This is a genomic window from Pedobacter sp. PLR (assembly GCF_026239675.1).
Classification (GTDB): Bacteria; Bacteroidota; Bacteroidia; order Sphingobacteriales; family Sphingobacteriaceae; genus Pedobacter.
On record NZ_JAPIVQ010000010.1, the window covers coordinates 166631 to 179667 of the forward strand.

A 13037-nucleotide genomic window follows, 5' to 3' on the forward strand; every position below is an offset into this window, starting at 1 on the left:
GGGATTTAGTAGTGTTTTTAATTACCTTTGCAAGCGAAACGATTATATGTTCAAGTAAAGACACGGTTATGTATCAAATTCTACTTCAAATTTTTCCTCAGGCTGAGTCCTTCGCCTGTTTAATCTTCAATGTTCCAGCAACACGCCGAATGTGTTGTTGCCCGGCCTAATCCCGTAGAAATATTTTAATATTGACCTAAGCACCGGTTCCCGGTGAAGGAAAACTATTGCCCAAAATTTCTGCCCGAAACCTAATTTATTCCCCTTTTCCTGATCCTTGTGGTCCGGGAATCAGCGGAGCTAAATCCTATTATCAACAATAAAATATTCAAATGAAAACAAGATTATCAATTTTATTCCTTTTGTTGTTCATTCAATTCGCAGATGCCCAGGAACTTTATAAAGTCAGCGGTAAAGTAATTGAAAAAGGAACACAACTTCCCCTTCCCGGGGTAAGCGTGCTGATCAAAGGCTCGAAAGTCGGTACCACCACCGACCAGTCCGGAAACTTCAGTATCCAGTTACCGAAAGAACAGGAAACCCTGAGCTTTTCTTTCCTTGGCTTTAGCAGCCAGGAAATTCCTGCACATGCCGGACAAAATTTAAAAGTGTCCCTTGCCGATGCATCCAATGATCTGGATGAAGTCGTTGTGGTGGCTTATGGTACGACAAAAAAGAGAGACATTACCGGAGCAGTATCCCGTATTAACGGCGAACAACTACAAAACCGACAGGTTTCCAACATCACTAAAGCGCTGCAAGGTCTGGCACCAGGTGTTCAGGCAGTTGCTTCCAGCGGACAACCGGGAACCTCAGCAACCATCCGTATCCGCGGTATTGGTTCTATTAACGCTTCCAGCTCGCCACTATATGTAGTAGATGGAAATCCTTATTCCGGAGATCTGAGTTCGATCAACCCCAGCGATGTTGAATCTATCAGTGTGTTAAAAGACGCTGCTTCCAGTGCTTTATATGGTTCCAGAGGTGCAAATGGTGTGATCATCATCACCACCAAATCCGGCAAAAAGAACCGCGAAACACAGATTAATGCCAGCTTTTCACAAGGAATTTCTGATCGCTCTGTAAAGGATTACGAACAGGTAACCACCGATCAGTATTTTGAAAATTACTGGTTAGCGGTAAAAAACAAGCAACTGAGTTCTAATCCGACTTTCACAGATCAACAAGCAGGCGAAGCGGCCAGCAGACAATTGATCGGTGATTTAGGGATTAACCCTTACGGAATCAACTTCCCGAATCCTGTTGGATTGGATGGTAAAATCGTACCCGGAGCACAGGCGTTATGGAACGACAACTGGGGAGAGGCCACCGAACAAACAGCCAGAAGAACACAGGCAGACCTGAGTTTTAGTGGTGGTAGCGAAAAAAGCCAGTATTACATCTCCGGTGGTTACCTGAACGATAAAGGTATCGCCCTTGGCTCAGGATTTAAACGCTATAATACCAGAATAAACCTGACTACACAGGCAAAAAAATGGCTCACAGCTGGTTTGAATATCTCCGCTTCAAGTAGCCTGCAAGACTATCCAACTTCGGAAGACAGTAAAACTTCCAATGTGATTCAATATTCAAGAGCCATTCCAGGCTTTTATCCCATCTATCAACACAACCCGGATGGTTCTTTTAAACTGGATGGCAACAATCAAAAGATCTATGATTTCGGTGATTACCGCCCAAGTTCGGCCCTCCCAAAAAGTAACCTTCCTGCAACTGTTGGGCTGGATAAATCACAGATCATGAAAGACAATGTTTCTGCCAGAACATTCTTAGAAGCGACTATCCTACCGGAATTAACGTTCAAAACCACTTATAGCGGCGATTTCCAGAACTATAATTCTCATTCCTATACCAATCCATTGCTGGGCGACGGAAAAGAAACCGGTGGTGATGTTTCCAAATCAAACAGCAGAACCTATTCCTGGACCTGGAACAACATCGCGACCTACGATAAAAGTTTCGGCGATCATCACCTGAATGTTTTAGGTGGACAGGAGCTTTACAAATACAATTACAGCGTAATTTCCGGCTCCCGTCAGCGCTTTGTGCTTCCGGATTTATATGAGCCTGATGCTGCGGCACAGTTAACCGGTTTTGGCGGAAATTCCATTGACTATACCTTACTGAGTTTCCTTGGAAGAGCAGAATATGACTACAAAAAGAAATACCTGTTATCAGCCTCTTTAAGAACTGACGGAACATCAAGATTCTCACCAGAGCAACGATGGGGTACCTTCTGGTCGCTGGGTGCTTCCTGGAAAGTATCAGAAGAAGCCTTCCTGAAAAACACACCATGGTTGAGTACCTTAACCCTAAGAACCAGTTATGGCGCACAGGGTAATGACAATATCGGTACTTACTACGCTTACAAAGGGTTGTACAGCATCAAAAGTAACCTTGGCGAAAACGGATTGGTGACCTCAAGGCTCCCTACACCGGACCTGAAATGGGAATCTAATTTAAACCTGAATGTCGGTATCGACTTTGGTATCTTCAACGACCGCATCAATGGTACGATTGAATATTTCGACAGAAGGTCAAAAGACCTGTTGTTTAGTCGCCCGATAGCGCCATCCCTTGGATTTAGCTCCATAGATGAAAACATTGGCGCCCTAAAAAATCAAGGTATCGAGCTGCAAATCAATGCCATTCCGGTTCGTACAACGGATTTCAGGTGGACCATCAGTCTGAATGCAACTCATTACAAAAACACCATTACCGCATTACCAGGTAATAAGGATATCCCGACAGCTACCAAAATTATGCGTGTAGGTGGGACAATCTCCGACTTCTTCCTTAAAGAATGGGCTGGTGTAAACCCTGACAACGGAGATCCCCTTTGGTATAAAAATGATGCAAGTGGCAACAGAATCACCACAAACGATTATAGTTCGGCTACACAATACTACCAGGGCACTTCATTACCTGACCTGACCGGTGGTATTTCCAATACTTTCAACTACAAAGAATTTGAGATCTCTGCTTTACTCAGCTATAGCATTGGTGGTAAAATCCTTGACAATGATTATGTAGGTTTAATGCACACTGGTAATGCGATTGGCCGCCCCTGGTCTACAGAAATTCTGAACCACTGGACACCGGAAAACCGCAATACAGACGTCCCTAAACTGACAACAGATGATAAAGGATGGACGCAACCCTCTACCCGCTTCCTGTACAGTGGCACTTATGCCAGATTGAAAAATGTGACACTAGGCTACAGTCTGCCAAAAGCGCTGGCCAACAGATGGGGTTTAGCGAATCTTAAACTGACCCTAACCGGAGAAAACCTGTTGACGTTTTACGGTCATAAAGGAATGGATCCTGAACAAACCATTGAAGGAACTACCTATTACCGTTATCCGGCAATGCGCACCCTATCTGCTGGTTTAAACCTTACTTTCTAATTTTAATTCTACGACAATGAACATCAAAAATATCACCTATATCGCGGTTACAGCCCTATTGCTCCCATTTCTGGGTTGCAAGAAAGAGCTAACCACCAGTCCTACGGCATCCGTAGATGAAACCCTGGTGTATGCGAATGTTGACAATATCGAGACGGTCCTGAACGGGACATGGGCTTATATGCACGATACTTTTTTCACCTATGCCAATCCCGGATATTCTACCATTTTAAGGAACAGTGATGCTATGGGGAATGATGTAGCGATCATCCAAAATAAATATGGATACAAAGATTCTTACAACTTTACCATCGCCAATAATCAGACCCGCTTAGGCGCGATCTGGTCACTGCTTTACAAGGTGATCGACAACAGCAATAACATCATCACCAAGATTGATGCCTCAGCAGGTGCAGCAGATAAAAAAGCAAGGATTAAAGGTCAGGCACTAGCCTTAAGGGCCAACAGTTATTTAAACCTGGTTACTTACTACCAGTTCAATTATCAGTTGAATCCACAGGCAAAAGCGGTTCCTTTGTACACTACGCCAACTGTTCCAGGTTCGGTAGCGAATCCAAAAGCCACGTTGGAGCAGATCTATCAGGTCATTGTAGCCGATTTAACAGAGGCTGCGGCTTTATTGCCGGACTATAACCGCCCGAATACCACTAAATACAAGATCAACATTGATGTGGTTCATGGTCTTTTAGCGAGAACCTACCTGAATATGGGAAAATGGGATCTGGCAGCAGAGCACGCTTTAGCGGCAAAGAAGAACTATACTTATATGGCTGCCGATGAGTATGCGAATGGCTTTAATGAGTTAAAGAACAGTGAATGGATCTGGGGACAAGGACAGCAGGCAGATCAAAGTACGGCCAGTTATTCCTTCCATTTCCTGGATGTCAGCAGCCCTTCTTCCTACTATTACAGCTTCATGGCTGATCCGAATTTCAAAAAGCTATTTGACGCCACCGACATCAGAACAAAACTGTTTTTATGGGATGGATTACCAGGCAGAGAAGGTTATTTAAGGTACCAGAAGTTTAAGTTCCGTCCGGATGTAACCGCAGATATTGTGATGATGCGTTCTGCAGAAATGACATTAATCGCAGCAGAAGGTTATGCAAGAGCAGGAAACCTGCCTAAAGCATCAGAAACCTTAAATGAACTGCTTACTGCCAGAAAAGCTACGCCATTTGATTTGGGTTCAAAATCAAAAGAAGAAGTGATAGCCAGCATCCTGACCGAAAGAAGAAAAGAACTTTGGGGAGAAGGTTTTGCCTTATCAGATATCCTGAGAACACAGGCATCTGTGATCAGAAAACCTGCATTAGGACCAGATGGACAACCTTTAAAAGTGACGGTGATTACGCCTGATGGTACGCCTAAAGAAGTATTTGCCAAACAGCATACCACTTTAAGGTTCCCGAACAGCACTGATTTCGTACCCAACAGCCCTTATTATTTAATTCCACTACCATTAACGGAATTATCCAACAATGGCAACCTGGGGAAATAAAAGATAATACCCTACAATACCCCTACCTATGAAAAAGGGCTGCTCCGATCAATTCGGACAGCCCTTTGTTTGTATTTACAGCTTATTCTAATAAAAGCTACCTGCTACATTGAAACAAGAGCAAGCATTGCTTGCTTGCTTGCTTGCTTGCTTGCTTGCTTGCTTGCTTGCTTGCTTGCTTGCTTGCTTGCTTGCTTGCTTGCTTGATTAAACCGCGTCTGATAAAGACGTAAAGGTAAAATCCCTGATCTTCAAGGGAGGAAGTAAGTAGTTTGAATTTGATTCTGCACTGACTGTTCTTTCCGTTTTACCCATTTCATCCAGATTGTTGAGCATAATAATCGGGCTCTCATTGAACCTGAAGTTCTTTACCGGAAACTTGATCTCTCCGTTCTCAATATAAAAAGTACCATCTCTGGTAAGTCCTGTCAGCAGTAATGTTTGCGGATCTACAGAACGGATATACCATAACCTCGTGACCAAAATCCCCTTTTCCGTTCCTTTAATCAGCTCTTCCAGCGATTTATCGCCACCCAACATGATGAGCCCATCCGGTGAAGGAAGCGCTTTAATCCCGGTCTTTTCTGCCCAATATCTGGACGAATACAGGTTTTTAACCACCCCTTTTTCTATCCAGTTGACTTTCTGCTGCGGTCTTCCATCACCCGACCAGGTGGCTCCCGGCAGCTCTTTATTCCATGGATCTGAAAAAACATTGACACGTTCATCCAGCAATTGCTCACCTACTTTAGTCTTTCCACCAGGCTTGCTCATCGAGCTCCTGCCCTCATCAGCCCTACGGGCGTCCAGGTCGAAAAACAGGTTTTCCAGCATCACGGCCACCGCCGTAGGCTCCAGGATCACCGTATACTTACCTGGCTCGATGGCCTTCGCTGTCACAGAAGCCATGGCTTTCTTTGCTGCCACTGCGGTATCCGTCCGGGCATCCAGCTTACTAAAATCATTATAACCTCTGGTCGCATAACCAGATCCTTTCCCGTCTTCTGTGCGGATGGTGATGTTGAAAGCCACGTCAGTGCCTTTATTATAGGCAAACAAGCCCTTACTGTTCATCATTGCGGAGAAACCTGACTGATTAGAAAGGAAACCCGCTGCATTCAGCTTATTTTTCTTTGCCTGCTCCAGACTTGCCGCTACGGCATCCGCTCTTTCTTTCGGCCCTACAGCCGCGGTTACTTCCGAGAAAGTTGGCGAATCCGGACCATATTCCTGAGGTCCCAGAAAGGACATAAACTCCGGATTTTCCGGAGCCAGCCGGGCCAGCTCCTCTGCCCTGCGCACTACTTTTTCCAGGGAAGCATCGTCAAACTCATTGATGGTAGCCACCCCTGATTTCTTTCCAAAAGCGGAGCTCACCACCAGACTTTGAGTACTGGACCCTCCGCTGGTAGAGACAGAACTTCTCGCATACCGGATATTTCCAGAATCTGATCCACCAAGATTTACTTCACATTCATCTGCTTTTGAGTAGCTCAGCACTTTCGTTAAAAGCGCTTTAGCTTGTTCTTTAGTTAGTATTGCCATGATTTCTATCCGATTTTTCTAGCTGTATTGATCACATTAACTCCATTAAAACGCGCCGTAGCAGATCCATGAGATACTGCACTGCTTTGCATAGGCTGCCCCTTACCATCAAAGAAGGAACCTCCTAACCGGTAATCACTTTGATCGCAGATTGCCGAACAGGAATTCCAGAACTCCTGCGTATTGGCCTGATAGGCCACATCTTTCAACATCCCGACAATCTTACCGCCCTTAATTTCATAATACAATTGTCCGCCAAACTGGAAGTTATAGCGCTGCTGATCAATAGAAAACGAACCATCACCAACAATATAAATGCCCTTTTCTACATTTTTAATCTGGTCGGCAATAGACAAAGGCTTTTTACCCGGTTGCAGGGAAATATTGGCCATGCGCTGAAACTGCACACTGCTCCAGTTGTCGGCATAGCAACAACCCTGAGAATGATCCAGCCCCACAATGTGCGCCTGATCCCTGATGGCCTGATAATTCACCAAAACCCCGTCTTTAATCACATCCCATTGACCGCATTTCACACCTTCATCGTCATAGCCTACGGCCCCTAAAGAACCTGGTTCTGTTTTATCCGCCGTAATGTTGACTTCCTTACTGCCATATTTGAAATTTTTACTTTCCCATTTGTCTAAAGTCAGGAAACTTGTGCCCGCAAAATTCGCTTCATAGCCCAATACGCGATCCAGTTCTGTAGGGTGTCCACAAGACTCATGGATGGTTAACCAGAGGTGTGAAGGGTCTAATACCAGGTCGTATTTACCTGGCTCTACCGACTTCGCTTTCAGCTTTTCGCCCACCTGCGTTGCCGCCTGTGTTGCATCTTCCAGCATATCATACCTACCTTTGTACAGCGTTCCGGAAGCAGTTTTTATTTTATCTTCAGGTCTGGCATCCAGATATTCATAACCTTTACCTGTAGGTGCACTTAAAGCATTTCTCGTTTCAAACTTCCCGCTTTCTTTATTGATCTTCGTGATGAAAAACGTTGGCCAGATGCGGTGAATATCCTGGTCAATATAAGAGCCGTCGGAGGAAGCAAAATACTTTTGCTCGTTCACCATAAACAGAATAGAATTGATATAATCTGCACCACCTTTCATGGCGGCATCATTCACTGACAACAACAAATCCACCTTTTCTTTGATCGGCACTTCGAAAGCATTTTTCTCTATCGGAGATTTCCAGCTCACCTCACCATAGCCCTTTTGAGGGGCAAGTTGTACCGGTTCAGTCTGTAACCTTGCATTCTCTTTTGCGATTGCCACGGCCAGTTCTGCTGCTTTCGCGATGCTATCCTTGTCCACCTGATCTGTTGCCGCAAATCCCCAGCAGCCATTGGCAATCACTCGAATACCGACCCCATAGGACTCTGTATTGACGATGTTCTGCACTTTATCCTCTCTGGTTACCACAAACTGGTTCAGGTAACGACCTACACGAACATCTGTATAGCTGGCTCCTTTAGCACGTGCCGCATTGAGTGCCACGTCAGAAAGCAGCTTTTTTGCAGCCGGATCGATGTATTCGAGTGCCCTTTCAGGGGAGATCTCATTTCCCCACACCGGAATTGCCGGAAGCATTGCCGCGGCCGCTCCGATTCCTGTTAAATGAATAAAATTTCTACGTTTCAAAGTAAGGTGGTTTAGGTTAATTAAATAGTAAGTATCAGACGGTTAGCCCCCACAAAAAGTTACAAAAAATCTTAGCCTAGCTTACGTCCGGTATTGATCACATTTACCCCGTTAAAACGGGTCGTTGCACTGCCATGCGAAACCGCACTCACCTGACCAGGCTGTCCTTTCCCATCGGCAAAGGTACCGCCCAGCCGGTAATCGTTCTGGTCGCATAGTTGTGTGCAGGAATTCCAGAACTCCTGCGTGTTGGACTGATAAGAAGCATCTTTCAACATTCCCCCAATCTGTCCGTCTTTAATCTCATAGGCCAGCTGGGCACTAAACTGAAAATTATAGCGCTGCTGATCAATAGAATAGGAGTTCCTGCCAAACATATAAATCCCCTTCTCTACATTCTTCACCATTTCTGCTGCACTAAGCGGGATTTTCCCTGGCGCCAGCGAGACATTTGGCATCCGCTGAAACTGAATACTTTGCCAGCTATCTGCATAGCAACAAGCCTGGGAAGCTTTTAAACCAAGAATATGCGCCTGATCCCTGATGGTTTGATAATTGACCAGTATACCATCCTTAATGATATCCCAGTTACCACATTTCACCCCTTCATCATCATAACCAACCGCTCCTAAAGAACCGGGCTCCGTTTTATCTGCAATAACATTCACGGCTTTACTGCCAAAATTGAATTGCTTACTCTCCCATTTATCTAAAGTCAGGAAACTCGTTCCTGCATAATTCGCTTCATAACCCAATACGCGATCCAGCTCAGTTGGGTGCCCTACAGATTCATGAATGGTCAGGAATAAATGTGTAGGATCCAATACCAGATCATACTTTCCGGGATCAACCGGCTTAGCCTTTAGCTTTTCTGCAACATGAGCAGTAGCTTCCCGAACATCTTCCAGCATATCATAACGTTTTTTATACATCGTTACCGGACCACCCTTAATCTTCTCGGAATCCTTTGGTGTCAGATATTCAAAGCCCATTCCCATTGGCGAAGAAAGTGCATTTCTGGTTTCAAACTTTCCTCCTGCAGGGTCAATCCCCGTCACGGTAAAAGTTGGCCAGATCCGCTGGATGTCCTGATCGATATAAGAACCATCCGTAGAAGCAAAATATTTCTGTTCATTGACCATAAAAAGATTCGAATTCACATACTTCGCTCCTCCTTTTAAAGCCTCGTTATTCACCCCCAACAACAACTCCACCTTATCAGGAATCGGAACCTCAAAAGCATTGATTTCCAAAGGAGTTTTCCAGGTCACCTCACCAAAACCTTGCTGTGGCGCCAACTGTACCGGTTCCGTTAATAACTTAGCATTTCCTTTGGCAATAGCGACCGCCATTTCTGCTGCACGGGCGATGCTGTCATTGTCCAGATTATTGGTAGCCGCAAAACCCCAGCTACCAAAAGCAACCACCCGGACACCCATTCCATAAGACTCTGAATTGGCAATATTCTGCACCTGCTTTTCCCGTGTCGCAATCACCTGATTCAGATACCGGCCAATCCGGACATCCGCATATGTTGCCCCTTTAGCACGTGCCGCATTGAGTGCCACATCAGCCATCCTTTTCTTCAGGGCCACATCAACAGGAGTTAAAGCCTCCTCAATCGTGATCTCCTTACCAAAAAGCGGCATACTTTGAACCATCGAAGCCCCAAGGCCTACTCCGGTCATATATAGAAAGTCTCTTCTTCTCAATGTATATCTTCTTTATAAAATCTAATATCCTTTAAATAACCCATTTAAACGACCCCCATAAAGTATGGCGATAAACAAAAAAGGGAGCACGGTTATGAAAAAGGCATAGGAATTTTGCCCCCTTCAGGGCAAAGGTTCCAGCCGTTGAATAATTGTGCTCCCTTTTTTAATTGTCCCTTTTTAATTGTCCCTTTTTAATTTAAACCGCGTCCGACAAAGAAGTAAACGTAAAGTCCCTGATTTTCATCGGAGGAATCATCCCGCTTCCCGTCCTCACCGGTTTCCCTAATGCTTCTACATTATTCAACATAATCACCGGACTCTCATTGAACCTGAAATTCTTCACCGGAAACTTGATCTCTCCGTTTTCTATGTAAAAAGTACCATCCCTTGTTAGCCCGGTCAATAACAATGTTTGCGGGTCCACCGACCTGATGTACCAGAATCTGGTAACCAAAATCCCCTTTTCCGTGCTCTTAATCAGATCTTCTAAAGATTGCGTGCCACCTTCCAATACAATACTTCTGCTGAAAGGCACCGGCTCTACACCTTTTTGCCCTGCCCAATACCTGGAATAGGCCAGATTTTTCACCACCCCATTTTCTACCCACTGGGTCCTTTTTACCGGTAAACCGTCGCCAGTCCATGTCGCAGAAGGGATTTCCGGATTCATCGGATCAGAATAGATGTTTACATTTTCAGAAAACAGCTGTTCACCTAGACGCGTTCCTCCACCTTTTTTGCTCATAAAGCTTCTGCCTTCATCGGCGCTGCGGGCATCAAAGCCCCTGAACATATTGCCCAGCATATCACTGGCGGCTAATGGTTCCAGAATTACCGTATACTTTCCGGGCTCAATGGCTTTTGCTGCGGCCGAACCTGTAGCTTTAGCAGCGGCGATCTTGCTCAGCGTTAGCGTATCCATTTTATCCAGCTCATTAAAACCCTGTTCGATATAGCCGGAACCTGTTCCTGCCTGATTTCTAACCGTCACAGAAAAGGAAACATCTGTTCCTTTATTATAGGCAAAAAGCCCTTTAGAGTTCATGATCGCATTGAATCGGGTAGAATTCTCTAAAAACCCGGCTGCTTCCAGATTTGCGGCTTTAGACACCTGGAGACTCTTACCCACCATTTCTGCTCTGGTATCCGGGGTAATCGCGGCTGTTTTTGCGTTATAGGTTGCGGACTCCTGAAAAGTCTGTGGTCCTAACAAAGGCATAAATTCCGGATTCTCCGGTGCCAGCATAGCCAGTTCTTCTGCTCTTTTTACCACTTTTTGCAGCGAAGCATCGTCAAACTCATTGATGGTTGCTACTCCGGTTTTCTTGCCAAAAGTAGCGCTCACTGCCAGATCCATCACGCTGATTTGTCCGGCAGTAGAGACCGCATTTCTTGCATAGCGGATATTTCCGCCGTCAGAGCCACTTAAACTTAGTTCGCAGGAATCTGCTTTTGAATAGCTGAGTACCTTTTTTAGTATTGCCTGGGCTTCTTCTTTACTTAGTATGGCCATAATTAAATCTTTCTTGCTGTATTAATCACATTAACTCCATTAAATCTTGTGGTTGCGCTACCATGGGAAACTGCGCTGCTTTGAGAAGGCTGTCCTTTACCATCATTAAAAGAACCACCAAGGCGGTAATCACTTTGGTCGCAGATGGCGGAACAGGAATTCCAGAACTCCTGTGTGTTGGACTGGTAGGCCACATCATTGAGCATACCGGCAATCTTTCCGTTTTTGATCTCGTAAAATGTTTGTCCGCCGAACTGGAAATTATAGCGCTGCTGATCAATTGAAAAGCTACCGTTTCCGATGATATAAATCCCTTTTTCTACGTTTTTGATCATATCATCGACACTTAACTTCTCTTTTCCGGCTTGCAAAGAGATATTTGGCATACGCTGAAACTGTACATCGTCCCAGCCCTGCGCATAGCAACAACCCTGAGATTCATCTAAACCTATGATGTGCGCCTGATCACGGATCGCCTGGTAATTCACCAGAACGCCGTCTTTGATGATGTCCCATTTCTTACATTTCACACCTTCATCGTCATAGCCAACAGCACCCAGAGAACCCGGCTGTGTTTTATCCGCGACCACGTTTACGCGGTCGCTGCCAAACTTAAAGTTCTTAGATTTCCATTTATCAAGAGTCAGGAAGCTCGTTCCTGCATAATTCGCTTCATAGCCCAATACGCGATCCAGCTCTGTGGGATGCCCTACAGATTCATGGATAGTTAGCCATAAATGGGAAGGATCCAGCACCAGGTCATATTTTCCGGGCTCCACAGATTTGGCTTTCACCTTTTCTGAGGCATTCAGCGCCGCTGATTTCACATCTTCCAGCATATCATACCTGTCTTTATAGCGGGTAACGACACCAGAAACCTTGTCCTGCGGACGGGCATTCATGTATTCATAGCCCATCCCCATTGGAGAACTTAAGGCAGACCGGGTCTGAAACTTACCAGATTCCCTGTCAATTCTGGTCACATTGAAAGAAGGATAGATGCGGTGGATATCCTGATCGATGTAGGAACCATCGGTAGAGGCAAAATACTTCTGCTCATTTACAGCAAAGATGACCGAGTTTACATAGCTGGCACCATTCTGCATGGCGATGTCATTCACATTCAGTAAGAGGTCTACTTTATCTTTCACCGGAACTTCAAAGGCATTGATTTCTACCGGAGTTTTCCAGCTCACCTCACCAAAACCTTTCTGTGGCGCCAGCTGTACCGGCTCTCCCTGAATCTTTGCATTTGCTTTGGCCACCGCCACGGCTTGCTCAGCAGCTTTAGCAACCGCCTCTTTGGTTACGTTATTGGTTGCCGCAAATCCCCAGCAACCATCTGCAAGCACGCGTACGCCAATCCCATAAGATTCGGTATTCGCCACCGCCTGCACTCTTTTCTCCCGTGTAGCTACAAACTGGTTGAGGTATCGGCCTATGCGGATATCGGCATAACTGGCGCCTTTAGATTTTGCCGCGTTTAAGGCCACATCGGCGAGTTCCTTTTTAATTTTCACATCTACACCCTCTAATGCCTGCAAAGGATCTATGGGGTTTCCGAAAGCAGAAAGGTCAGGAAGCAACAAGGCCCCCATCCCGATTCCGGATAGGTAGATAAAGTCTTTTCTTTTCAAGTGGTTCAGTTAGTTAGGTTAATAATACTCCCAA

General features: G+C 45.3%; 7 protein-coding genes. 2 read left to right on the plus strand and 5 right to left on the minus strand.

All coding sequences use genetic code 11. The annotated features are described in order from the left end of the window. The first annotated feature begins 332 nt into the window (after window positions 1-332). Both OQX61_RS22185 and OQX61_RS22190 read left to right on the plus strand, forming a co-directional pair. On the plus strand, window positions 333-3425 hold the full coding sequence (locus tag OQX61_RS22185; protein ID WP_265844015.1) for a TonB-dependent receptor: 3093 nt from the start codon (window positions 333-335) through the stop codon (window positions 3423-3425). Between the two features lie 16 nt (window positions 3426-3441). Further along, the gene (locus OQX61_RS22190; RefSeq protein ID WP_265844016.1) at window positions 3442-4947 is read left to right on the plus strand and encodes a RagB/SusD family nutrient uptake outer membrane protein; all 1506 of its coding nucleotides are present in this window, start codon (window positions 3442-3444) and stop codon (window positions 4945-4947) included. A 207-nt stretch (window positions 4948-5154) separates the two neighbouring features. Here OQX61_RS22190 and OQX61_RS22195 read toward each other — a convergent pair whose 3' ends face one another. The 5 genes from OQX61_RS22195 to OQX61_RS22215 form a co-directional block, all read right to left on the minus strand. Beyond that, window positions 5155-6492, minus strand: a complete 1338-nt coding sequence (locus tag OQX61_RS22195; protein WP_265844017.1) for a TldD/PmbA family protein — start codon at window positions 6490-6492, stop codon at window positions 5155-5157. A gap of 5 nt (window positions 6493-6497) precedes the next feature. After that, a complete protein-coding gene (locus tag OQX61_RS22200) occupies window positions 6498-8138 on the minus strand; it encodes a TldD/PmbA family protein (protein WP_265844018.1) in 1641 nt (546 codons plus the stop codon). Between the two features lie 71 nt (window positions 8139-8209). Next, a complete protein-coding gene (locus OQX61_RS22205; protein ID WP_265844019.1) occupies window positions 8210-9850 on the minus strand; it encodes a TldD/PmbA family protein in 1641 nt (546 codons plus the stop codon). Window positions 9851-10049: 199 nt separating this feature from the next. Then, complete coding sequence (locus tag OQX61_RS22210; RefSeq protein WP_265844020.1) at window positions 10050-11366, minus strand: TldD/PmbA family protein; 1317 nt, start codon at window positions 11364-11366, stop codon at window positions 10050-10052. 2 nt (window positions 11367-11368) lie between these two features. After that, entirely contained in the window at window positions 11369-13003 is a 1635-nt protein-coding gene (locus tag OQX61_RS22215) for a TldD/PmbA family protein (protein WP_265844021.1), read from the minus strand. Between the last annotated feature and the right edge of the window lie 34 nt (window positions 13004-13037).

Coding starts and splice junctions, on each gene's coding strand:
- OQX61_RS22185 (WP_265844015.1), top strand. CDS start 333: ATGAAAACAAGATTATCAATTTTATTCCTTTTGTTGTTCATTCAATTC.
- OQX61_RS22190 (WP_265844016.1), top strand. CDS start 3,442: ATGAACATCAAAAATATCACCTATATCGCGGTTACAGCCCTATTGCTC.
- OQX61_RS22195 (WP_265844017.1), bottom strand. CDS start 6,492: ATGGCAATACTAACTAAAGAACAAGCTAAAGCGCTTTTAACGAAAGTG.
- OQX61_RS22210 (WP_265844020.1), bottom strand. CDS start 11,366: ATGGCCATACTAAGTAAAGAAGAAGCCCAGGCAATACTAAAAAAGGTA.